Genomic DNA, 23,530 nt, shown 5'->3' on the forward strand with positions numbered 1-23,530 from the left:
GCGCACTGGCCGAGCAGCCACACCGCGACGATGCCGGTCAGGACGGTGGGCGAGGACAGCCGCTCCAGTTCGAAGCGCTGCATCAACCACTGGTTCATGACGTAGGCGAGCACCGCGCCGAGCAGCGCGCCGGCGCCGACGATCAGCAGGTTCTCGGCCTGGAAGTAGCGCAGGATGTCGCCGCGGGTGGCGCCGAGCGCGCGGCGGATGCCGATCTGCCGGGTGCGCTGCTGCACCCAGAAACTGGCCAGGCCGCCGATGCCCAGCGCGGTGACGGTGAGCAGGATCAGGATGATCGCCAGCAGCATCCGCGCCACCGCACTGTCGCTCTTGAAGTAGTCGGTCCGCAGCTCCTGCATGGTGCTCACGCGCTGCTGCACGTAGGTCGGATTGGCGCGCTGCATCGCCGCGGCCGCGCGCGGCAGCGCCTGCGCCAGTTGCCCCGGCTTGCTGCGGATCACGTAGCCGCCGCCCCAGCCTTCGTTGCCGATGCGGATCTCGGTGAGCAGTGCATCGGCATCGTCGTCGTGGCCGGTGATGTCGCCGCGCACCGGCGCCATCACCCCGACGATGTCCAGGCGCACCGGCTGGTTGAACGTGCTGGTGTAGAGGGTGCGCCCCAGCGGCGACGCGCCGGGGAACAGTTTCGCGGCCAGCGAGGGCGTGATCAGCGCCGGCAGGCGCCGCTCGATCTCCGGCGGCGCGCCGAACAGGTCCGAGGCGCCGGTCAGTTCCGCGTCGCGCAGGTCGCGACCGGCGACGATGCGGATGCCCAGCGTGCGGTTCAGGCCCTGGCTGCCGAGGAACAGGCGGGCACGGGCGACCGCTTGCGTGGCCTGCGGCTGCAGGAACAGTTGCGCCTGCGTCGGGCCCCATAGCGGCGGCGTGCCGAACGCCGCCGCTTCCACGCCGGGCACCGCCTGCAGCAGGTCCAGACTGCGGCCGACGCTGCTGACGCTGCCCGGTTCGCCGACCACGCTGATGCTCTGGATCAGGCCGATGTCCTGTTCCATCACCCCGGTCGGGGTCTGCACGCGCTGGTAGGTGCGGGCGATGATGAACACCAGGTTGCACAGCACCGCCAGGGTCAGGGCGATCTGCAGCGCCATCAGCACCACCGCGGCGCGATGGCTGCCCAATGCGGACAGGATGGGACGCACGGGAGGCAGCGGGGTCATAGCGATTTCACCTGCAGGGCGGGGGCGATGCGCGAGGCGCGCCAGGCTGGCCACAGGCCGGCGGCCAGCGCCGAGAGCGTGGCCACGGCCAGGGCGATGCCAAGGATCGCGGGATCGGCATGCGCCTGCTGCGCGTACGCCACCGGTTGCTGGCGCACCAGCCACAGGCCGATCCAGGTCAGCGGGATGCCGAGCAGGCCGCCCAGGCAGCCTATCAGCGCCGATTCGGCCAGGCACTGCGCGAACACCGCGCGGCGGCTGGCGCCGAGCGCGCGGCGCACGCCGATCTCGCCGGCCTTGCGCATGAACTTGGCGACCAGCAGGCCCACTGCATTGAGCAGGCATACCAGCAGCACACCGAAGGCGATCCAGGTCTGCATGCGCACCGTGGCCGGCACCACCCGCTTGTAGTCCAGCCAGTCGACCAGGCCGCGCAGGCGGGTGTTGGGGGCGCGTTCGAAGCGGCCGAGCTGGCGCTGCTGCGCGCTGTAGGCGTCCAGCGCCGCGCGATAGCGCCGCGCCTGCTCCGGCGTGTCCAGCCGCGCCCAGTACTGCACCCAGGTGCACTGCGCGGCCTTGGGATCGTGCAGGCCGGCCTCGCCGTCCTTGCCCCAGCACTGCATCGGCCCGTAGCCATAGTCCTGCGGCAGGTCCAGCCAGGTCTCGAACGGCATGTACAGCGCTTCCGGCGGCGTGTACGCGCCGGAGTTGAGGTCGTAGAAGCGCGGCTGCGCATCCCACGCGTCGATCACCCCGATCACCCGGAACGGGCGGGTGGCGATGGTGAGGGTCTTGCCGACGCTGTCGGCGCCGCCGAACAACGCGTCGTTGAGCTTGCGGCTCAGCACCACCACCGGCGCGCGCTGGGTATCGTCGCGATGGCTCCAGCCGCTGCCGTAGAGGAAACGCATGCCGAACATGCCGAACAGGTCGGCGGTGGCGGCGCGGGTGGTGAGCATGCGCAAGGGGCTGTTGGGCACGGTCTGGCGCACCGGCAGCCAGTTCGCGCTGGTCATGGTCTGCGCCGGCGCCGCCTGTGCCCGGTACAGCGCGGTGGCGTCCTGCCAGGTCAGCTCGTCCGGCGGCTCGGGGTCGGCGCTGGGCAGGTTGCGCGGACGCGGATCCAGCTGCGGATGGAACAGCGTGGCGCTGCGCCCGGGCAGCGGGTCGCCGGAGAGCGTGTGCAGCACGGTCAGCATGGTCATCGACGCGCCGATGCCCAGCGCCACGGCCAGCACCATCAGCGCGGTGAGGATGCGGTTGCGGCCGAAGCTGCGCAGCGCCAGGCGAAGGTAGTAAGCGAACATGCGGGCTCCGGGTCAGGCGCTGCGGGTGGCGATGGCGGGGGCGACGGCGGCCGCGCGCAGCGCCGGGCCGAGCACGGCCAGCTGGCCCAGCGCGCACAGCAGCAGCGCGCCGACCGGCAGGTAGCTGGCCGGCAACCGTTCCAGTTCGAAGACCCGCATCAGCAGCACGTTGCCGCCGTAGGCCAGCAGCATGCCCAGGGCCACGCCGACACCGACCAGCAGCAGATTCTCGGTCTGGAAATAACGCAGGATGTCGCGGCGGGTGGCGCCGAGCGCGCGGCGGATGCCGATCTGCTTGGTGCGCTGCTGCACCCAGAAACTGGCCAGGCCGACGATGCCCAGCGCGGTCACCAGCAGCATCGCGACGATGATCGCGACCAGCAGCCCGGTCATCGCCCGGTCGCTCTGGAAATACGTCTGGCGCAGGTCGTCCAGCGGCTTGCTGTTGGCGTTGTCCAGCACCGCCTCGGGCACCGCCCGTGCCACTGCGGCGCGCGCCTGCGCCAACACCCGCGGCAAGTCGCGCGGATCGGCACGCAGCACATAGGTGCCGGACTGCGCGGCCTCGCGCACCGGGATCACCACCGACCAGTCGCTGCCGATCACGCCATCCTCGCTGCGGCCCGGATCGGGGCGCGCCAAGTGCTCCAGCGTACCGATCACGCGGAAATGGCCGCCGGACCAGAATTCCTTGCCCAGCGGATCCTGGCCCGGCCACAGGTGCGCGGCCAGCGCCCGCGTGATCCACACACCGGCCGCGGTCGGGATGCCGTTGTCGAGCGGCTGGTAGTCCGCGTCGCCGAACGCGCGGCCGCTGTCCGGCTGCAGCGCCAGTGCCGCGACGGCGCCCGGGCTGACCATGTAGAAGTGCGGCACGCCGCCGACCCGGGTGCAGTCCTGGTCCAGGCACAGCCCGTTGTTGAACACCGGCGGCGCGAACGGGACGGTGTTGATGGCACCTGCCGCGCGCACGCCGGGCGTGCGGCGCACCGCATCCAGCGCGCGGGCGTTGACGTCGGCGGCGTTGCAGCCGTCGCAGCCGGACAGCGACACCAGGCCCAGCGCGGTCTCGTCGATGCCGCTGCGCAGGTGCACCAGCTCCAGACGATTGCCGATCAGGAAGAAGGCGTTGCACAGCACGGCGCAGGCAAGCGCCACTTCCAGCGCGATCAGCGCGGCGGCGATGCGATGGCGCGACAGCGCGCTGAGGATGGGAGTGATGTGCATCGTCGTGCGCCCCGGTTACAGACTCTTGAGTTGCATAGCCGGCGCGATACGGCTGGCGCGCAGGGCGGGGAACAGGCCGGCGGCGAGGCTGCAGGCGATCGCCAGGGCGAAGGTGCCGGCGAACGTCGTCGGATCCAGATGCGCCAGGTCGGCGTAGGCGGTGGGCTGCTGGCGCACGCTCCACAGGCCCAGCAGGGTCAGCAGCCAGCCGCCGGCGCCGCCGAGCAGGCCGATCACACTGGCCTCGGTCAGGCACTGCGCGAAGATCGCGCAACGCGACGCCCCCAGCGCGCGACGCACGCCGATCTCGCCGCCGCGGCGCAGGAACTTGGCCAGCAGCAGGCCGACGCTGTTGAACAGGCACAGGCCGAGGAACGTCAGCGCCAGCCAACTCTGCAGGCGCACGTCGCCCGGCACCACGCGGTTGTGGTCCAGCCATTGCGGCAGCGACAGCAGGCGCGCGGTGTCGGCGCGGCCGATGCGCCCGGCGGCGTGCTGCTGCGCGGCGTAGTCGGCCAGCAGCCGGCGGTAGTCGGCGACCTTCGCCGGCGTGTCCAACTGCACCCACAACTGCAGCCACACGCACGGCGCGCTGCGCAGGTCCAGGTTGGCCTCGGGCTTGCTGAAACAGGTCCACGGCTGGATGTGGCCGTCGTTGACCTCCAGGCTGCTGGACAGCGGCATGAACACGTCCTGCGGCCGTCCGTAGAAGCTGGCGGTATCGCCATGGGCGAAGCTGCCGCCGGCCAGCGTGTAGAACAGCGGCGACGGCCGCCACGGCGCTAGCACGCCAACGATGCGCACCGCCGTGCCGCGCACCAGCAGGCTGCGGCCGACGCTGTTGCGGCCCTGGAACAGCTTGGCGTTGAGGTCGGACGAGATCACCGCCACCCGCGCCCGGTCCTGGTCGTCGCGCGCGCGCCAGCCGCTGCCGTAGGCGAACGGCACCTGGAACATCGGGAAGAAATCGGCCTGGGTCATCAACAACTGGGTCATGAACGGCGGGGTGACGCCGTCTGCCGCGTGCACCTTGATCTCGCTCTCGGCGACCATGGCCTGGCGATCGGCGCGCCCGCGCGTCCACAGGTCCATGGCCGAGGGGTAGTCGAGCTTGTCGTATGGCTTCTGGTTGGCGCCGTTGCTGGGGCGCGGATCGAGTTGCGCGAAGAAGATCTGCTGGCTGCGCCCGGGCAAGGGATCGCCGGACAGCAACCGCATCACCGTCAGCGTGGTCATCGCCGCGCCGATGCCCACGGCGATGGACAGCACCATCAGCGCGGTGAGCACCGGGCTGCGGCGCAGGCTGCGTACTGCCAGTTGGATGTAGTAACGGAACATGGGGTCCTTGGCTCAGGCGCTGCGGGTGGCGGTGGCGGGCGGGATCGCGGCGGCGCGCCGCGCCGGCGACAACACCGCGCATTGGCCTAGCAGCAACAGGGCGAGCAAGCCGATCGGCAGGCAGGCGGCGGGCAGCCGCGGCAGCTCGTAGTGCTGCATCAACCAGAGATTGGCGATGTAGGCCAATGGCATGCCCAGGACCACGCCGCTGCCGATGACCACCAGGTTTTCCAGCAGGAAATGCCGCAGGATCTGGCCGCGGCTGGCGCCCAGGGCGCGGCGGATGCCGATCTGCCGGGTCCGCTGCTGGATCCAGAAACCGCTGAGACTGGCGATGCCGATCAGGGTGATGAGGGTGACCACCGCACTGGCGGTGCCGAACAGCCACACTGCGGCGCGGCGCGGCTGGAGCCGTTCGTTGCGCTGGGATTCGTAGTCGTTCGCACGGATCGTGATCCCGCGCAGCAGCGCGTCGCCGAACAACTGCTGCAGACGTTGCGGGATCTCGGCCATCACGGCCGCGCGCCGCTCCGGCGCGGTCCTCACCGCGTAGGTCAGGATCGGCGTCCCGGTGACTGTGCCCGCCGTCAGCATCGTGTACTCGGCCTTGCCGTCGTCCAGCGCGTCGAGCTGGTAGCGCAGCAGGTGGCGGACGATGCCGACCACGACGAAACGCTTGGTCGCGTTCGCCTGTCCGTTGGTGAGCACGCCGCCCAGCGCCGGGCGCGAGCCGAACAGCCGCTGCGCCAGCGCCTGGGTGAGGATGACCGCGGTGGTGCGGTCGGACGCGGTCGCGGCGGGCAGGTCGCCGACCCGCATTTCGTCGGCGCTGAAGTTGCGTCCGGCCACCAGGTCCAGGCCCAACGCATCGATCAGGTCGTCGCCGACCAGCAGGCTCACGCGCTCGGTCGCCGCAGGGCCGGCGACGCGGCCGACCATGACCATGGAGGAACTCATTGGCAGGCCGATCGTCGGCGAGACCGCGGTGACTCCGGGGATGCGGCGCAGCGTGTCGGTGCCGGCGCGGATCTGCGGCGCTTTCCAGCCGCCTTGGCCATTGATCACCTGGTCGACCAGGATGACCTCATCGCGGGCGATGCCGTCCGGGACCAGCATCGGCGCCAGCTTCTGCCACAGCAGGAACAGCACGTTGGTCAGGATCGCGCAGGCCAGGACGGTCTGCACGATCACCAGCAGCGGCATCAGCGGATGCCGCAACAGGGGTGAGAGATAGGGGCGCAGTGGCATCGACGGGCCCTCAGAGGCTTTTCACTTGCAGCGCCGGTTGCAGCAACGCTGCACGCCACGCCGGGAGCAGGCCGACCAGCAGGCCGGTGCCGATCGCCAGCGCCACCATCGCCAGGAACAGGCTGGGCTGGAAGCGTGCCAGGTCACTGTAGGTCTCCGCCTGCATGCGCACGATCCACAGGCCGAACAGCGTGGCCGGCAATGCCAGCACGCCGCCCAACAGGCCGATCGCGCCGGCTTCGGTCAGGCAGCGGACGAACACCGCCGCGCGCGGGGCGCCCAGGACCCGGTGCACGCCGAATTCGGCGGAGCGGCGCAGGAAACGTGCGGCCAGCAGGCCGGCGACATTGACGATGCACAGCCCGAGCAGCGCGAGCGCCAGCCAGACGTTCAGGCGCACGCTGTCCGGGACCACGCGGTTGCGCGCAAGCCACTCGGCCACGCCGTACAAGGCGACCTGCGGCGCGCGCTGGAAAACCCCATCGGCATGGCGCGCTTGCGCGAACGCGGACAGCGCATCGCGGTAGGCGTTTACCTGCACGGGGGTGGACAACTGCGCCCAGAGCATCAGCCAGCGGCAGGCACCGAGGTCGAGTTCGTTGAAGCGCACGCCGGCGTGGCCGGTGTCGTCGCAGTCCTGGACGAATCCCGGCTTGGCGTCCGCGTCCAGGGCCGCCCGTGCCGGAACGAACACCTCCAGCGGATACTGCTGCCAGGCCGCTTCCGGCCCATTGAGGAAGTAGAAGGCCGGGCGCGGTCTCCAGTCGTCGCTGATGCCGACGACCTGGAACAGCTGCTTGCCCAGTCGGATCTGCCGGCCGACGCCGTTCTCGCTGCCCAGCAGCTTCAGGCTGAGCGCGTGGCTGATGATGGCCACCGGCGCACGGTTGCGTTCTTCTGCGTCCGTCCAGTAGCGGCCGGACCGCAGCGGCAGGCCGAACAGCGCCGGCATCGGTCCCAGCGCGCTGATCGCGTAGGCCTGCTGGTGGCGCGTGCGTGCCTGGTCGCTCACGTCGAACGTGCTCAGCGTAAGCGCCGCCTGCCGCACCTGCGGCAGCGTAGCCATGAATGCCGTGGCATCGTCCAGCTTCCACAGCGCCTGAGGCGGCTCGCCAGCGTCGGGGTCGTCCTGGCGGGCGATCTGCCGCGAGTCCACCCAGCCCAGGTACAGCTGCTGGCTGAGGCCGGGCAGTGGATCGGCGGACAGCATCGCCTGCAAGGTCAGCATCGTCATCACCGATGCCAGGCCCAGGGCGAGCGTGAGCACGGCGAGCAACACCGTGCGCGGATGCCGACGCATTCCACGCAATCCCAGTTCCACGGCATACGGCAGCGACATGGCAGGGCCTGTCTCAGCGGTGATCGTTGGCGGACGCCGCCGCCGCGCCGCCCTGCACCAGCACCGGCTCGCGCTGCAGGTCGGTGGCCTGGCCGTCGACGATGTGCACGTTGCGCTGCGCGCGCGCGGCCAGTTCCGGGTCGTGGGTGACCATGACGATGGTCGAGCCCTGCGCGTTGATCTCCTCCAGCAGTTCCATCACCCCGCGCGCCATCTGCGAGTCGAGGTTGCCGGTCGGTTCGTCGGCCAGCAGCAGGCGCGGGCTGCCGGCCAGGGCGCGGGCGATCGCCGCGCGCTGCTGCTGGCCGCCCGAAAGTTCGGACGGATAGTGCTTCATGCGCGAGCCCAGCCCGACCCGGCTCAGCGCCTCCTCGATGCGCTGCTTGCGCTCGGCCGCGCCCATGCCGCGGTAGCGCAGCGGCACGTCGACGTTGTCGAACAGGTTGAGGTCGGGGATCAGGTTGAAGCCCTGGAAGATGAAGCCGATCTTCTGGTTGCGCATGCGCGAGCGCGCATCGTCGTTGAGGTTGCTGACGTCCTGGCCGTCGAGCAGGTACTGGCCGCTGGTGAAGGTTTCCAGCAACCCGGCGATGTTGAGGAAGGTGGTCTTGCCCGAACCCGACGGCCCGGTGACGGCGACGAACTCGCCCTCGCGGACATGCAGGTCCAGCGAGCGCAACGCATGCGTCTCGACCTGTTCGGTGCGGAAGACCTTGGAGACGGAGCGCATTTCGAGCATGGCGTGAGTTCCTGTGGTGGTGGAGCGGGGATTGGGGATTAGGGATGTCGGGATTCGGAATCAGCAGCCGGGAAAGGAGAACGGGAGGGGCTGACGAATCCCCAATCCCGACTCCCCAATCCCAGCCTTCAATGCACCGTCACCTGCGGCGCATCGCCGAACAGGTCGCTGCCGGAGACCACGACCCGGTCGCCCGGCTGCAGACCCGAGCGCACTTCGACTTCGCCCAGGCTGGTGACGCCGAGTTCGACCGGGCGGCGCACCGCCGAGTCGCCGTCCATGACGTAGGCGTAGCGGCCGCCGGACTGTTCGACGAACGGGCCGCGCTCGAGCTTGAGCACGTTCTTGCGAGTATCCAGCAGCACCCGCGCGCTCATGCGCTGGCTCTGGCGCAGGCCCGGCGGCTGCTTGTCGGTGAAGCGGATGCGCGCGTTGACCTCGCCGTTGACCACTTCCGGCGACACCGCCGAGATCGCGCCGGCGAACGGTTCGCCGGCACCGCTGGTCAACTGCGCCGGCATGCCGATCGCCAGGTCGCGGGCGAAGCTTTCCGGCACCTTGATCTCCAGTTCGAACTTGGACAGGTCGACCACGCTCAGCACCGGCGCGTTGGCGGCGACGTTGGTGTGCTGCGAGACCTGCACCTGGCCGACCTGGCCGTCGAACGGCGAGCGCAGGGTCAGCAGGTCGACCTGGCGCTGCACCTCGGCCACCACCGCGCGCTGGCGCTCGGCGAGCAGGCGCTTGTTGCGCGCGTCCAGCGAGGCGCCCTGCGCCTGCAGGCCCGAATCCTTCTGCGCATGGCTCATCGCGATGTCGGCCTTCTTCAGGGTGTCCTGGGCCTTGGCCAGCTCCACCGCCGGCACCGCGCCGCCTTCATAGCCGCGCTGGTAGCGCTCCAGGTCGCGGCTGGCCGCCTGCCGCTCGATCTGTGCCTGGTCGATCAGCTTGCTGGCGTTGGCGCGGGCCAGGGTCGCGTCCAGGTCGGCACGACCGGCCTCGGCCTGGAGGCCGGCCAGGGTGGCTTCTTCCTGGGCGAGCTTGCTGCGCAGCTCCGGGCTGTCGATCTCGGCCAGTTCCTGGCCCTGCTTGACCACGTCGCCGGCGACCACCTTCAGGGTCACGGTGCCGCCGGAGATCGCGTACAGGGTCGGGCTGTTGGCGGCGATCAGGCGGCCGTCGGCGGAGATGTCGCGGACCAGGTCGCCGCGGGTCACCGTGGCGATGCGCACCCGCTGTGCGTCGAACGAGCGGCTGCCGGCGATCCAGCCGCGTGCGGCAAAGGCGATGCCCAGCAGCACCAGCGCGGCGATCAGCCCGGGCCACAGCCAGCGGCGCCAGGCCGCGGAGCGGGGGCGGGCGAGAACCTGGTCCTGGGCGGAGGTGTCACGGATCATCGGACGGTCGCAGCGGTGAGGATGGGGGACTTCACAGCACGATGCGTGCCAACTGCAAGTCATTGAATTGCATGGGTGCGGACGGCGCGGACAGGTGTCCGGGTGTCCGCGGACACGTTCGCGGACACCAGGGCGGGGGCATGCTCGGGAATGGGTGACAGGCCCTGTGTCCGGCAGCGGACAGCGGCGAGACATTCAGCGGACTTCGCTAGAATGGCGGACTTTTCGGCGAAGGGCGTGGCTATGTGCGGTATCGTCGGTGCGATCGCGGATCGCGATGTGGTTCCGGTCCTGATCGAGGGGCTCAAGCGCCTGGAATACCGGGGCTACGACTCGGCCGGCATCGCCGCCATCGCCGACGGGCAGGTCCGCCGCGTGCGCCGTACTGGCCGCGTGTCCGAGACCGAGAGCGCCGCGCTGGCCGAGGGCCTGCACGCGCCGCTGGGCATTGGCCACACCCGCTGGGCGACCCATGGCGGCGTCACCGAGGCCAATGCGCACCCGCACGTCAGTCATGGCGACCTGGCGCTGGTCCACAACGGCATCATCGAGAACCACGAACAGCAGCGCGAGCGCCTGACCGCGCTGGGCTACGTGTTCGAATCGCAGACCGATACCGAGGTCATCGCCCACCTGATCCACCACTACATCGCCCAGGGCCGCGACCTGCTCGGCGCGCTGCAGGCGGCGGTGAAGGAGCTGACCGGCGCCTATGCCGTGGCCGCGGTGAGCAAGTCGCGCCCGGACCTGCTGGTGTGCGCGCGCATGGGTTGCCCGCTGCTGATCGGCCTGGGCGAGGGCGAGAACTTCATCGCCTCGGATGTCTCGGCGGTGATCCAGGCCACGCGCCGGGTGATCTTCCTGGAAGAGGGCGACACCGCCGAACTGCGCCGCGACGGCGTGCAGGTGTACGACGCGCAGGACCAGCCGGTGCAGCGCGAGCCGCACGTGTCCGACGTGTCGCTGGCCTCGCTGGAGCTGGGCCCGTACCGCCACTTCATGCAGAAGGAGATCCACGAGCAGCCGCGCGCGCTGGCCGACACGCTGGAGGCGCTGTTCGACGCCGGCGGCTTCGACACCGCGCTGTTCGGCAGCAAGGCCGAGGCGCTGCTGGCCGACGTGGACGGCGTGCAGATCCTGGCCTGCGGCACCAGCTACTACGCCGGGCTGACCGCGCGCTACTGGATCGAGGGCATCGCCGGGCTGCCGTGCAGCGTGGAGATCGCCAGCGAGTACCGCTACCGCGATGCCTGCGCCAATCCGCGGCAGCTGATCGTGACCATCTCCCAATCCGGCGAAACCCTGGACACGATGGAGGCGCTCAAGTACGCCAAGGCGCTGGGCCATACCAAGACCCTGTCGATCTGCAACGTGCCCGAGAGCGCGATCCCGCGCGCCAGTGCGATGGTGCTGTACACCCGCGCCGGCGCCGAAGTCGGCGTGGCCTCGACCAAGGCCTTCACCACCCAGCTGGCGGCGCTGTTCCAGCTTACCTGCGTGCTGGCCAAGCGCCGCGGGCGGCTGAGCGCCGAACAGGAGGCCGAGTACCTGGAGCAGCTGCGCTACCTGCCCGGCAGCGTGCAGCACGTGCTCAACCTGGAACCGCAGATCGCGGTGTGGGCCGAGCGCTTCGCCGACAAGCACAACGCGCTGTTCCTCGGTCGCGGCCTGCATTACCCGATCGCCCTGGAAGGCGCGCTCAAGCTCAAGGAGATCACCTACATCCACGCAGAGGGCTATCCGGCCGGCGAGCTCAAGCACGGCCCGCTGGCGCTGGTCGACGCCAACATGCCGGTGGTGGTGATCGCGCCCAACGACACCTTGCTGGAGAAGGTGAAGTCGAACATGCAGGAAGTGCGCGCGCGCGGCGGCGAGCTGTTCGTGTTCGCCGACCAGGACAGCAACTTCAGCGAATCCGAGGGCGTGCACGTGATCCGCACGCCACGCCATGCCGGCGTGCTCAGCCCGGTGCTGCACACCGTGCCGGTGCAGTTGCTGGCCTACCACACCGCGCTGGCGCGCGGCACCGACGTGGACAAGCCGCGCAACCTGGCCAAGTCGGTGACCGTGGAGTAAGTCGCCGCACCGCTGGCTTGGCAGACGCCATGGCCGGCTGCCAGCGCATTGGCCCGGGTTATGCATAAGCTTCCTGCGAGGGTTCCCACCACGCAGGAGGACGCATGTACGAGTCTTTCAGACAGGGGGCGCCGGCCGAGCTGTGGCAGGCGCTGGTGCACGAGGCCGGGCAGCGCCTGGGCCGGCCGCTGGACGAATCGCGCGAGCACTATCTGGTGTTCGTGCTGCTGCGTTACCAGCGCGACGCACAGTTGCTGGCGCGCATCCAGGCGCTGGCCTGGCTGCATGCGCAGGAGCAGGTGGGGCGTGCACGTGCCGACGCCTTGCGTGAGGTCGGCGACGGTTGCCTGCTGATCGCCGGGCTGTTCCCTGGCGTGGCGGCGCGACGTCGGGTCAGTGTGGACTACTTCATCGATCTGGGCCGCGGCGCCTATGCCGAAGTCGCCGAGAGCCGCGACAGCGATGCGGGACTGTTCGCGCAACTTGCGCGCAGCTATCGGGAGCTGGTCCGCACGCTGGGCGCGCTGCGTCCACCACGGCACGAGGTGGCGGCCTTGCAAGCGGCGCTGCACGCCTAGCTGAAGCGTTCTTGCGGGAGCCGTGTTGTAGCAGCGGCTTCGGCCGTGGCGGGCATTGCCATGACGCCTGTCGTGGCCGATCCTGGAAACCGACAGCGCCGCGCCTGCTGGAGACGGCCGCACCGGCGCGCGCGGACGCGTCCAGGCCATCCAGCGCGCTCGCCCGCAGGCGCGGGCGCCCCTGGCATCGGCCCGCTGGCTACCGCACCGACGAAGGGGGCGACGACGCGTCCTGCTGCAGTTGCTGTTGGCCATCGGGTACCGCCATCAGCACGCCCGCGATGGCGCCGACGTCGGCGATGAGGCGCTCGGCGGTCTTCCCGGTCGGGACCCCCAACACGATGGCGCCGACGCGGTCGAGCGTGTACAGCAGCGGGGCATGCCAGCCCGCCGCCGCCGCGCTGATGCGGCGCTTGGTCTGCTCGACGTCGCCGCTGCGATCGAAGTAGACGATCACTGCCCTGGCCGCGTTGGCGTCCTGCCCGTCGGCAGCCGCGTGGGTGCCGTCCGGCAGCAGAGGGCGTTGCTGCATGGCGGTCGAACATGCGCAAGCGGCGAGCACGGCCAGGCAGGCGATGCCTGCCAGGCCGAGCCACCGGCGGGCCGCGGGAACGGCGGCGTTGGCGGATTCGTGCATCGAGCGGGTCTCCTGGGCGATCGACGGCGACAGCCCCGCGTGCGTGGTGCGCACAGGGCCGCCCGAACCCTCGCATGTACCGGGTGAACTGCGGCCGACCCTGGATGGGGAGAACGACTGTCGACGGACAGCGCCGCGCCGCGTTGCCGTCCGCTCAGAACCAGAACCGCAGGCCGGCGACCCAGCGTGTCTCGCGCGCCGCCTCGCCATCGGCGCGGCGCAGGTCGGCGGTGTCGCCGAAGCTGCGCACGTGCTCCACGCCGACATACGGCGCGAACCGGCGGGTGACCTCGTAGCGCAGGCGCAACCCGCCCTCCACGGTGGTCAGGCCGCTGCCGGTGCGATGCGCCGGATCGTCGCGCGCGGCCAGTTCGGCTTCCAGCCGTGGCTGCAGGATCAGGCGATTGGTCAGCAGCACGTCGTACTCGCCTTCCAGGTGCAGGTTGGCATGGCCGCCCTCGCCGACGTAGAGCATGGCCGACACCTCGAACTTGTACGGCGCCAAGCCTTGTACGCCGAACGCGGCCGAGGTCCGCGCGCGGCCGGGCGCGAACGTCTGCCTGGCGCCGATCAGCATGTCCCACCAGGGCGAGATGGCGCGGCCATAGGCCAGTTCAAGCGTCGACGCCGTGGTGCGGCCGCCCTCGCGTTCGCCGTCGCTGCGCAGCCACAGCCGATCGATGTCGCTGCCGTACCAGCCGCGCGCTTCCCAGGCCTGGCCGCTGCCGTGGGCGTTGTCCCAGCCCTCCAGGCGATCGACCAGCAGGTAGCCGGTGCGCGCCGCGCCGTGCGCCATGCCGTGGTCGCGCAGCACGGGGAATGCGGCTGCGCGATCGGCGTCGGTGATCGGCGGGATCGGCTCGCGTGGCAGCGACGTGTCGGCGCTCGCAGGACACTGGCATGCGCTCGCGGTCGCGGTCGCGGTCGGCGCGGGCGCGGTGGGCATCGCATGGTCCATGCCGTCGTGATGCATGCCGTCGTGTGCGTGATGCGCGCGGTGGCTGTGATCGACCTGCGACGCCGGCGCGGCCGCGTGGTCCTTCGTGGCGTAGTCCATATGCGCGTGCGACATGGCGTCGGCGTGCTCTGCCGCAGGCGTGTCTTGCATGGTCGACGCGTGCGCGGCATGCCCCATGGCTGCGTGGTCCATGGCGCCGTGCATTGCCGTGTCGGGCTGCGATGCCTCCGCAGCGCCCGCCATGGGTGTGGTGGCAGCGGGTGCCGGGCAGGCGCAGGGCGCGGCAGGGAGATCGGCGCCGCTGTCGGCCGCGTTGACATGCTGTGCCTGCGCCACGGCGTGCGCCAACAGCAGCACCATGCCGGTCGCCTGGGCGAGCGGCGAGAAGTGGAGGCGGCTCATGCGTCCACCCGCACTTCGCGCATCATGCCGCCGTCCATGTGGTACAGCAGGTGGCAGTGGTAGGCCCAGCGGCCCAGCGCATCGGCGCGCACGCGGTAGCTGCGGCGCGTGCCCGGCGGCATGTCCACGGTGTGCTTGCGCACCTGGAAGCGGCCGGCGGCATCCTCCACGTCGCTCCACATGCCGTGCAGGTGGATCGGGTGCTGCATCATCGTGTCGTTGACCAGCACGATGCGCAGGCGCTCGCCGTAGTTGAGCCGCAGCGGCTCGGCGCTGGCGAAGGGGACACCGTCGAAGGACCAGGCGAACTTCTCCATGTTGCCGGTCAGGTGCAGTTCGATCTCGCGTCCCGGCTCACGTCCGTCCGGGTCCTCGAACAGGCTGTGCAGGTCGGCGTAGCTCAGCACGCGGCGGCCGTTGTCGCGCAGGCCGATGCCCGGATCGTCCAGCCGTGGCGCAGTGGCGGAGGACTGCATGTCCACCAGCGGATTGCCGCGTTCGCTGTGTGGATGCGTCGGCGCGGTGGCAGCGTGCGCGGCGTGCTCCATGCCCGGCATGCCGGCCATGTGCATGCTCGCGCCGCAGCCGCCCTCCATGCCGTGCATGGCCATGCCTGCGCCGTGCTCCATGCCGGCGTGGCCGGCCATCGCGTGGCCCATGTCCTGCATGCGCAGCAGCGGACGCGGATCGTTCGCCGGCACCGGTGCCTGCAGTCCTTCGCGCACGGCGAGCGTGCCGCGCGCGTGGCCGGTGCGGCCCATGTCCTGCGCGAACACCGTGTAGGCGTCCTGGCCGCTGGGCTCGACCAGCACATCAAAGGTCTCGGCCGCGGCGATGCGGAATTCGTCCACGCTCACCGGATGCACGTACTGGCCGTCGGCGGCGACCACGGTCATCGTCAGCCCTGGGATGCGCACGTCGAAGTAACTCATGCTGGAGGCGTTGATGAAGCGCAGCAGCACCTTCTCGCCGGGGCGGAACAGCCCGGTCCAGTTGCCGGCCGGGGTCATGCCGTTGAGCAGGTAGGTGTAGGTGTTGCCGTTGACGTCGGACAGATCGCTGGGGGTCATGCGCATGCGCCCCCACATGCCGCGGTCGGCGAGGGTGGCGCGCAGCCCGTCCTCGCGCGCGTCGCGCAGGAAATCCCCGACGGTGCGCTGGTACAGGTTGTCGTAGGACGGCATCTGCTTCAGCCGCCGGAACAGCGCCGCCGGATCCAGGTCGGTCCAGTCCGACAGCAGCAGCACGTGCTCGCGGTCGTGGCGGTACGGCGGCGGCTCGCGCGGGTCGATGACGATGGCGCCGTACAGCCCGGCCTGCTCCTGGTGCAGCGAATGGCTGTGGTACCAGTAGGTGCCGGATTGGCGCAGGGCGAAGCGGTACTGGTAGGTCTCGCCCGGGTAGATGCCGTCGAAGCTCATGCCCGGCACGCCGTCCATGTTGGCCGGCAGCAGCAGGCCATGCCAGTGCACCGAGGTCTGGGTGTGGCCGGGCAGGCGGTTGGCCACGCGGATGGTCACGGTGTCACCTTCGCGCCAGCGCAGGAGCGGCGCCGGCACGCTGCCGTTGACCGCGATGGCGGGACGCTCGCGCCCGGTGAAGTTGACGCGGGTGCTGCCGATGCTCAGATCCAGGTCGGTGCCCTGCAGCACGTAGGGCGCGGCGCCGTTGCGGGCCAGTGCGCTGGCGTGGGCGTGGCGCAGCGGCAGCCCGGTGAGGCCGGCGGCGGCGCCCAGCGCCAGCCCGGTGACGAAGCGGCGCCGCGACGGCAGCGCCGGCAGGCCGGAAGAAGATGGGTTCATGTGCGATGTCCGTAAGCGGATGCGATGCGCCGCACAGCACCGACGGAGCGCTGCAGGCACGGACGCGGCAGCGCCTGCGCTGCCGCCGGGAGACCGCCCAGCAGGCGGCCGCGCGCGCTCAGGCGCTGGGAGGGCGCTCCAGCCGCGGCAGCCCGGGCGCGCCGTGCGCGGCCTGGGGAGCGGCGGCGATCCGGGTTCGGGGCAAGCGTGGCAGCGCCAGCGGCATCGCCAGCAGGGCCGGCAGCGGCTGCGCGTGCGGGCATTGGCAGCCGGCCATGCCGCCGCAGTTGCCGTGCTTGCCGGCATGGTCGTGGCAGTGCTCCCCGTGGTCGGCCGGCGGCGGTGGCGGTGCGTCGTGGCAGGGCATCGCCGCACGCATCGGCACCACGCTGGCGACGATGGCAGCCGCTTCGTGCGTCGCGCTGTCGTGCGCCGGCATGCCGGGCATCGCCATGGCGGCCGCGGTGCCGTTGAGCAGCAGGCTCAGGCACAGCAGCAGGCGCAGCAGGACGGCGAAGGTCGGCACGGACAGGCAGGACGTGGCGGAAGAAGGAACAAGAGGATACCGAAGCCGGCGTGCGCGGCAAGCGACCGCCATCGGCAAGGCTTGACTCTGGACCCGACTCCAGGGAGTAGGGTGTGCGCATGCGATCCGACCCCGCCACCGCCCGCTTCACCATCGGCGCGCTCGCCCGCCAGGCCGATGTCGCCATCGACACCGTGCGCTACTACGAACGCCAGGGCCTGCTGCCACCCGCCCCGCGCCGCGCCTCCGGCTACCGCGAGTACGACGCCGCGGCGGTGCAGCGGGTGCGCTTCATCCGCCGCGCCAAGGAACTGGGCTTTTCGCTGGAGGAGATCGGCGAGTTGCTGGCGTTGCAGGACGATCGTGTGCACGGCGTGGAGGGCATCAAGCAGCGCGCCAGCGCGCGCCTGCAGGCGCTGGATCGGCGCATCGCCGAGCTGACCGAGATGCGCGACACCCTGGCGGCGCTGGTCGAGGAGTGCCCCGGCCGCGGTGCGCCGGACGCCTGCCCGATCCTGGGCGACATCCGCGGCGATGCCGCCGGCGAGCCGTCGCGATGAGCACGGGCCGCGCCACCGCGTCGCTGACCCTGCCGGTGCAGGGCATGACCTGCGCCGCCTGCGCGGCGGGCGTGGAAAAGGCGCTGCAGCGCCTGCCCGGCGTGGCGGCGCAGGCCAGCTACGCCGGCGCGCGCGTGCAGGTGGACTACGACCCGCAGCAGGTGGGCCTGCCGACGCTGCTGCAGCGCATCCAGCAGGCCGGCTACTCGGTGCCGACGCAGACTGTGACCCTGGAACTCAGCGGCCTGCACTGCGCGTCCTGCGTGGCGTCGATCGACGCGGTGCTGGCGAAGACCCCGGGCGTGCTCGCCGGCCACGCCAACCTGGCCTCGGCCAAGGCGCGGGTGGAGATCGTGCCGGGCACGGTCGCGCCGGCGGAGCTGATCGCGCGGATCGCCCGTGCCGGGTTCGGCGCGCGCGTCGTCGAGGCCATGGACCCGGCGCAGCTGGCCGAGCGCGAGCGTAGCGAGCGGCGCGCGTGGCGACGCGAGCTGGGCCTGTTCGCCGCGGCGGTGCTGCTGACGCTGCCGTTCTGGGGGCAGATGCTCGGCATGCTGGATGGCGACGCCCTGCGCGGCGCGCACGCCGAACCGCTGCCGCGCTGGCTGCAGTTGCTGCTCGCCACCCCGGTGCAGTGCTGGATCGGCGCGTGTTTCTACCGCGCCGGCTACCGCGCGCTGCGCAACGGCAGCGCCAACATGGATGTGCTGGTCGCGCTGGGCACCGGCATGGCCTATCTGTACAGCGCCGTGGTCACCGTGGCCGGCCTGCACAGCCAGCACGTGTACTTCGAGGCCAGCACCAGCGTCATCACCCTGGTGCTGCTCGGGCGCCTGCTCGAAGCCCGCGCCAAGCGCCGCACCACCGCGGCGGTGCGCGCGCTGCTCGACCTGGCGCCGACCACCGCACGGGTCGAGCGCGACGGCGTCGTCGTGGAGGTGGATGCGGCGGAACTGGCGGTCGGCGATGTGTTCGTGGTCGCTGCTGGCGAGCGCGTGCCGGTCGACGGCGAGGTGCTTGACGGCCACTCCAGCGTGGACGAGGCGATGCTGTCCGGCGAGGCCATGCCGGTGGCCAAGGCGCCGGGCAGCCGCCTGCACGCCGCCACGGTCAACCAGCTGGGCCTGTTGCGCGCGCGCGCCACCGGGGTCGGCGTGGACACCCTGCTGGCGCAGATCGTGCGCATGGTCGATGCCGCGCAAGGCTCGCGCGCGCCGATCCAGCGCCTGGTCGACCGTATCGCCGCGGTGTTCGTGCCGGCGGTGCTGGCGATCGCCGCCATCACCCTTGGCGCGACCTGGGCGCTGGGCGGCAGCTTCGCCGAGGCGCTGGTGCACGCGGTGGCGGTGTTGGTGATCGCTTGCCCGTGCGCGCTGGGCCTGGCCACGCCGACCGCGATCATGGTCGGCACCGGCGTCGGCGCCCGCGCCGGCATCCTGATCCGCGACGCCGAAGTGCTGCAACGCGCCCGTGCGCTGACCGCGCTGGTGGTCGACAAGACCGGCACCCTGACCCTGGGCCAGCCGCAGGTGACCGCGGTGCTGGTCGCCGACGCGGCCGAGACCGCGCCGCTGTTGCGCCTGGCCGCGGCGCTGGAGACCGGCTCGGCGCATCCGCTGGCGCGCGCCATCGTGCAGCGCGCCGCCGAGTTGGGCGTGCGCGCGGCCGTGCCGGCGCCGTCGGCCGAGGCGGTGCAGACGCTGCCGGGGCAGGGCGTGCGCGGCCGCGTGGACGGGCGCGAGGTGGCGCTGGGCGCGCTGGCATGGCTCGACGGCCTGGTCGCCGCGCCGGCCGACCCGGCGCTGCGCCGCCAGGCCGAGACGGCGCAGGCGCAGGGTCAGAGTGTGGTCGGGGTGGCGGTCGACGGTGCCGTGACCGGCTACATCGCCATCGCCGATCCGCTGCGCGAGGACGCCGCCGAGGCGGTGGCCCTGCTGCAGGCACGTGGCATCGCGGTGACCATGCTCAGCGGCGACAACCGCCACGCGGCGCAGGCGGTGGCCGCGCGGCTCGGCATCGAGCAGGTGCAGGCCGAGGTGCTGCCGCAGGACAAGGCCGCGCATGTGCGCCAGTTGCAGGCGGTGCCGGGCGCACGCGTGGGCATGGTCGGCGACGGCATCAACGATGCCCCGGCACTGGCCGCGGCCGACGTCAGTTTCGCCATCGGCAGCGGCTCGGACATCGCCATCGAGGCGGCCGACGTGGTGCTGATGCACGGCGACCTGGCCGGTGTCGCCGCCGCCATCGACCTGTCCGCGGCGACGGTGCGCAAGATCCGCCAGAACCTGTTCTTCGCCTTCGTCTTCAACGGCCTGGGCATCCCGCTGGCCGCGTTCGGCCTGCTCAACCCGGTGATCGCCGGCGCGGCGATGGCGCTGAGTTCGGTCTCTGTTCTGGGCAACGCGCTGCTGCTGAATCGCTGGCGTGCGCAGTGAGCGCGTCAGCGATTTCTTCACTTTGGAGCATGACATGCACCATCTCGATCTCCTCGTCCACGGCATGAGCTGCGGCGGCTGCAGCGCACGGTTGCAGCGGGTGCTCGACGCCTGCCCGGGCGTGGCCGCCAGCACGGTGGTGCTGGAAGGCGGCCGCGTCGGCATCGACTACGACCCCGCGCGCATCGACGTGGCCGCGCTGGAGCAGGCGATCGCCGACGCCGGCTTCAGCGTGGCCGCCGGCTGAGCGCCGCTCCGACGCCGCGCCACGCCGGGTGAACGCCGGCGTGGCGGCCGCTGCCGCGCATGGCCCGGGCGCGTGGCCGGGCGTGTATCGTGGGCGCGATTTCTCCGCTCCCGCACCGCCATGACCCATCGCGCTTGGGTGGCCGCCGCCATCCAGAAGATCGAAGCCGACTTCAACCGCTCGGCCGACACCCACCTGATCCCGCTGGACCTGCCCGGTTTCCCCGGCATCGACCTGTACTTCAAGGACGAGTCCAGCCATCCCACCGGCAGCCTCAAGCACCGCCTGGCGCGCTCGCTGTTCCTGTACGCGCTGGCCAACGGCTGGCTGCGCGAGGGGCGGCCGGTGATCGAGGCCTCCAGCGGTTCCACCGCGGTCTCCGAGGCGTATTTCGCGCGCCTGCTGGGGCTGCCGTTCATCGCGGTGATGCCGGCCACCACCTCGCCGGAGAAGATCGCCGCGATCGAGTTCCAGGGCGGGCGCTGCCACCTGGTCGGGCGCGCCTGCGACCTGCATGCCGATTCGGTGCAGCTGGCGCGCGAGACCGGCGGCCACTTCATGGACCAGTTCCTGTACGCCGAGCGCGCCACCGACTGGCGCGCCAACAACAACATCGCCGAGTCGATCTTCCGGCAGATGCAGGAGGAGCCGCATCCGATCCCGGCCTGGATCGTGTGCAGCCCCGGCACCGGCGGCACCGCGGCCACGCTCGGGCGCTACGTGCGCTACCGGCGCCATCCCACCCGCATCCTGTGCGCGGATCCGGAGGTGTCGCTGTTCTTCGACGGCTACCGCGAGGCGCTGGCCGGACGCGACTACGCCGGCCTGGAAAGCACCGGCGGCTCGCGCATCGAAGGCATCGGCCGGCCGCGGGTGGAGCCGAGCTTCATCCCCAGCTGCGTGGATGCGATGGTCAAGGTACCCGACGCGCTGAGCCTGGCGGCGATGCGCTACGTCAGCGCGCGCCTGGGCCGGCGCGTGGGCGGCTCCACCGGCACCAACTTCGTCGGCGTGCTGCAGGCGGCCACGCGCATGCGCGAACAGGGCCGCAGCGGCGCCATCGTCACCATCCTGTGCGACAGCGGCGAGCGCTACGGGCACAGCTACTACCGGCCGCAGTGGTACGCCGAGCACGGCATCGACGTGGAGCAGGCCGATGCGCAGCTGGCCGCGGCGGTGGCCGGCGCCGGCCTGCCGCCGCTGCCTTGTGCTGCGCTGGACTGACCGCCATCTGCTTTTCGTGGCCGGCCGCGCCGGTCTTTCCCCCGCTACCGAGACTTCCGCGATGACCAATCCCCTGCTCGATTTTTCCGGCCTGCCGCGCTTCGATGCGATCCAGCCCGAGCACATCGGCCCGGCGATCGACACGCTGCTGGCGCAGGCCGAGGCCGCCGTGGCCGCCGCCGAGACGGTGGCGCCGGTGCGCTGGGACAGCTTCGTGGCGCCGCTGGACGATGCCACCGAGCGCCTGTGGCGCGCCTGGGGCCAAGTGAGTCACCTGCAGGCGGTGGTCAACACGCCGGCGCTGCGCGAGGCCTACAACGCCAACCTGCCCAAGGTGACGCGCTTCTCCAGCGCGCTGGGGCAGAACCTGGCGCTGTTCGCGCAGTACCGCACGCTGGCGCAATCGCCGCAGGCGGCCACGCTGACGCCGGCGCAGCGCAAGGTGCTGGACAACGCGCTGCGCGATTTCCGCCTGGGCGGCGCCGAACTGGGCGAGACCGACAAGCAGCGCTTCGCCACGATCCAGGAAGAACTGTCGGCGCTGTCGGCCAAGTTCTCGCAGAACGTGCTCGACGCCACCGACGCGTGGTCGCTGCTGATCGACGACCCGGCGCGCCTAGCCGGCCTGCCCGAGGACAGCGTCGCCGCCGCGCGTGCGGCGGCCGAACGCGACGGCCAGACAGGCTGGAAGCTGACCCTGCAGATGCCCTGCTACCTGCCGGTGCAGATGTACGCCGAAGACCGCGCCCTGCGCGAGACGCTGTACCGCGCCAACGCGATCCGCGCCTCGGAGTTCGGCGATGCGGCGCTGGACAACAGCGCGGCGATCGGCCGCATCCTCGCCCTGCGCGGCGAACTGGCGGCGCTGCTCGGCTTCGCCAGCTACGCCGAGTATTCGCTGGCGACGAAGATGGCGCAGGATCCGGCGCAGGTGCTGGACTTCCTGCACGATCTGGCCGCACGCGCCAAGCCCTACGCGCAGCGCGACCGCGCCGAACTGGAGGCATTCGCGCGCGAGCACCTGGGCCTGGACACGCTGGAAGCCTGGGACCTGGCGTATGCCGGCGAAAAGCTCAAGCAGGCGCGCTACAGCTTCTCCGAGCAGGACGTGAAGCGCTACTTCACCGAGCCCAAGGTGCTGGAGGGCCTGTTCGGCCTGATCCACGACCTGTACGGCCTGCGGGTGGAGGCCGACAGCGCGCCGGTGTGGCATCAGGACGTGCGCTTCTTCCGCCTCAGCGATGCGCAGGGGCGCCTGGTCGGGCAGTTCTACCTGGACCTGTACGCGCGCGAAGGCAAGCGCGGCGGCGCCTGGATGGACGATTGCCGCAACCGTCGTGAGCGCGCCGACGGTGTGCAGACCCCGCTGGTGTACCTGGTGTGCAATTTCGGCCGCGGCAGCGACGGCAAGCCGGCCACCTTCACCCACAACGAAGTCACCACCCTGTTCCACGAGATGGGCCACGGCCTGCACCAGCTGCTGACCCAGGTCGGCGAACTGGGCGTGGCCGGCATCAACGGCGTGGAGTGGGACGCGGTGGAACTGCCCAGCCAGTTCATGGAGAACTTCTGCTGGGAATGGCCGCGCCTGCAGGCGATGACCGCGCACGTGGACAGCGGCGAACCGCTGCCGCGCGCACTGTTCGACAAGATGCTGGCGGCGAAGAACTACCAGAGCGGCATGTTCACCGTGCGCCAGCTCGAGTTCGCGCTGTTCGACATGCAGTTGCACCACGACTTCGATGCGCAGGCCGACAGCGTGCTGCAGTTGCTCGAGCGCGTGCGCGACGCCGTGGCGGTGAACCGGCCGCCGGCGTGGAACCGCTTCCCGCACCAGTTCAGCCACATCTTCGCCGGCGGCTACGCGGCCGGCTACTACAGCTACAAGTGGGCCGAGGTGCTCAGCGCCGACGCGTATGCCGCATTCGAGGAAGCGCCTGACCAGTTGGCGGACACCGGCGCGCGCTTCCTGCGCGAAATCCTCTCGCGCGGCGGCAGCCGCCCGGCGCTGGAGAATTTCACCGCCTTCCGCGGCCGCGCGCCGGAACTGGAGGCGTTGCTGCGGCACAGCGGCATGGCCGGATAAGCCGGGATTGGGGATTTGGATGACCAGCCTGCGGCCGTTGAGAACCGGGATTCGAGATTTTCCTGCGCAGGCGTAGTGGTTGCGATTGCACTGTGGGAGGGGCTTCAGCCCCGACGGGCTTTCCCGGGAAAGCCCGTCGGGGCTGAAGCCCCTCCCACAAAAGCAGCTGTTTTTTTATCGGCGCACTGGATCGCTTTGCAGCGGTTGTACTCCGCGGACTACGCTT

Annotated in this window: 19 protein-coding genes; 7 read left to right on the forward strand and 12 right to left on the reverse strand. The window is 71.0% G+C overall.

Annotated elements, in window-relative coordinates:
• The 8 genes from CEK65_RS20370 to CEK65_RS20405 all read right to left on the reverse strand — a co-directional run.
• A partial coding sequence (locus tag CEK65_RS20370) for an FtsX-like permease family protein (protein WP_152182810.1) occupies nucleotides 1-1,178 on the reverse strand: 1,178 nt, incomplete at its 3' end.
• Nucleotides 1,175-2,485 (reverse strand): ABC transporter permease, encoded by a 1,311-nt coding sequence (locus CEK65_RS20375; protein WP_152182811.1) that lies wholly within the window; start codon nucleotides 2,483-2,485, stop codon nucleotides 1,175-1,177. The genes CEK65_RS20370 and CEK65_RS20375, both read right to left, overlap by 4 nt.
• Before the next feature lie 12 nt (nucleotides 2,486-2,497).
• On the reverse strand, nucleotides 2,498-3,712 hold the full coding sequence (locus CEK65_RS20380; RefSeq protein ID WP_152182812.1) for an FtsX-like permease family protein: 1,215 nt from the start codon (nucleotides 3,710-3,712) through the stop codon (nucleotides 2,498-2,500).
• A gap of 15 nt (nucleotides 3,713-3,727) precedes the next feature.
• Nucleotides 3,728-5,050 (reverse strand): ABC transporter permease, encoded by a 1,323-nt coding sequence (locus CEK65_RS20385; protein ID WP_152182813.1) that lies wholly within the window; start codon nucleotides 5,048-5,050, stop codon nucleotides 3,728-3,730.
• A 12-nt stretch (nucleotides 5,051-5,062) separates the two neighbouring features.
• Nucleotides 5,063-6,298 carry an FtsX-like permease family protein gene (locus tag CEK65_RS20390; RefSeq protein WP_026144633.1) on the reverse strand — a complete coding sequence of 412 codons (1,236 nt, stop codon included), beginning with the start codon at nucleotides 6,296-6,298 and terminating at the stop codon, nucleotides 5,063-5,065.
• Between the two features lie 10 nt (nucleotides 6,299-6,308).
• Entirely contained in the window at nucleotides 6,309-7,637 is a 1,329-nt protein-coding gene (locus CEK65_RS20395) for an ABC transporter permease (protein WP_225851692.1), read from the reverse strand.
• 13 nt (nucleotides 7,638-7,650) lie between these two features.
• Entirely contained in the window at nucleotides 7,651-8,376 is a 726-nt protein-coding gene (locus CEK65_RS20400; RefSeq protein ID WP_017910317.1) for an ABC transporter ATP-binding protein, read from the reverse strand.
• 128 nt (nucleotides 8,377-8,504) lie between these two features.
• Entirely contained in the window at nucleotides 8,505-9,773 is a 1,269-nt protein-coding gene (locus CEK65_RS20405; protein WP_017910318.1) for an efflux RND transporter periplasmic adaptor subunit, read from the reverse strand.
• A gap of 243 nt (nucleotides 9,774-10,016) precedes the next feature.
• On the opposite strand from CEK65_RS20405, the gene glmS reads away from it, so the two are divergent.
• Together glmS and CEK65_RS20415 are read left to right on the forward strand one after the other, a co-directional pair.
• Nucleotides 10,017-11,849 (forward strand): glutamine--fructose-6-phosphate transaminase (isomerizing), encoded by a 1,833-nt coding sequence (gene glmS, locus CEK65_RS20410; RefSeq protein WP_152182822.1) that lies wholly within the window; start codon nucleotides 10,017-10,019, stop codon nucleotides 11,847-11,849.
• Between the two features lie 104 nt (nucleotides 11,850-11,953).
• Complete coding sequence (locus tag CEK65_RS20415) at nucleotides 11,954-12,427, forward strand: hypothetical protein (RefSeq protein ID WP_152182814.1); 474 nt, start codon at nucleotides 11,954-11,956, stop codon at nucleotides 12,425-12,427.
• 199 nt (nucleotides 12,428-12,626) lie between these two features.
• Here CEK65_RS20415 and CEK65_RS20420 read toward each other — a convergent pair whose 3' ends face one another.
• From CEK65_RS20420 to CEK65_RS20435, 4 genes are all read right to left on the reverse strand, one after another.
• Nucleotides 12,627-13,064: a hypothetical protein gene (locus tag CEK65_RS20420; protein WP_152182815.1), complete on the reverse strand. Its 438-nt coding sequence runs from the start codon at nucleotides 13,062-13,064 to the stop codon at nucleotides 12,627-12,629.
• A gap of 154 nt (nucleotides 13,065-13,218) precedes the next feature.
• Nucleotides 13,219-14,424 (reverse strand): copper resistance protein B, encoded by a 1,206-nt coding sequence (locus tag CEK65_RS20425; protein ID WP_152182816.1) that lies wholly within the window; start codon nucleotides 14,422-14,424, stop codon nucleotides 13,219-13,221.
• The gene (locus tag CEK65_RS20430; RefSeq protein ID WP_152182817.1) at nucleotides 14,421-16,226 is read right to left on the reverse strand and encodes a copper resistance system multicopper oxidase; all 1,806 of its coding nucleotides are present in this window, start codon (nucleotides 16,224-16,226) and stop codon (nucleotides 14,421-14,423) included. The genes CEK65_RS20425 and CEK65_RS20430 overlap by 4 nt, the downstream gene beginning before the upstream one ends.
• A gap of 118 nt (nucleotides 16,227-16,344) precedes the next feature.
• Nucleotides 16,345-16,752 carry a CopL family metal-binding regulatory protein gene (locus tag CEK65_RS20435; RefSeq protein WP_152182818.1) on the reverse strand — a complete coding sequence of 136 codons (408 nt, stop codon included), beginning with the start codon at nucleotides 16,750-16,752 and terminating at the stop codon, nucleotides 16,345-16,347.
• A 119-nt stretch (nucleotides 16,753-16,871) separates the two neighbouring features.
• Here CEK65_RS20435 and CEK65_RS20440 point away from each other — a divergent pair, with 119 nt between their 5' ends.
• From CEK65_RS20440 to CEK65_RS20460, 5 genes are all read left to right on the forward strand, one after another.
• Complete coding sequence (locus tag CEK65_RS20440; protein WP_152182819.1) at nucleotides 16,872-17,312, forward strand: heavy metal-responsive transcriptional regulator; 441 nt, start codon at nucleotides 16,872-16,874, stop codon at nucleotides 17,310-17,312.
• Nucleotides 17,309-19,747 (forward strand): heavy metal translocating P-type ATPase, encoded by a 2,439-nt coding sequence (locus CEK65_RS20445; protein WP_152182820.1) that lies wholly within the window; start codon nucleotides 17,309-17,311, stop codon nucleotides 19,745-19,747. The genes CEK65_RS20440 and CEK65_RS20445 overlap by 4 nt, the downstream gene beginning before the upstream one ends.
• 34 nt (nucleotides 19,748-19,781) lie before the next feature.
• Nucleotides 19,782-19,994, forward strand: a complete 213-nt coding sequence (locus tag CEK65_RS20450) for a heavy metal-associated domain-containing protein (protein ID WP_026143429.1) — start codon at nucleotides 19,782-19,784, stop codon at nucleotides 19,992-19,994.
• A gap of 120 nt (nucleotides 19,995-20,114) precedes the next feature.
• Nucleotides 20,115-21,218, forward strand: a complete 1,104-nt coding sequence (locus CEK65_RS20455; protein WP_150410562.1) for a PLP-dependent cysteine synthase family protein — start codon at nucleotides 20,115-20,117, stop codon at nucleotides 21,216-21,218.
• A 61-nt stretch (nucleotides 21,219-21,279) separates the two neighbouring features.
• On the forward strand, nucleotides 21,280-23,304 hold the full coding sequence (locus tag CEK65_RS20460) for a M3 family metallopeptidase (RefSeq protein WP_152182821.1): 2,025 nt from the start codon (nucleotides 21,280-21,282) through the stop codon (nucleotides 23,302-23,304).
• Nucleotides 23,305-23,530: the final 226 nt, after the last annotated feature.

The sequence above is a fragment of the Xanthomonas sp. LMG 12459 genome (genome assembly GCF_009192905.1).
GTDB lineage: Bacteria > Pseudomonadota > Gammaproteobacteria > Xanthomonadales > Xanthomonadaceae > Xanthomonas_A > Xanthomonas_A sontii.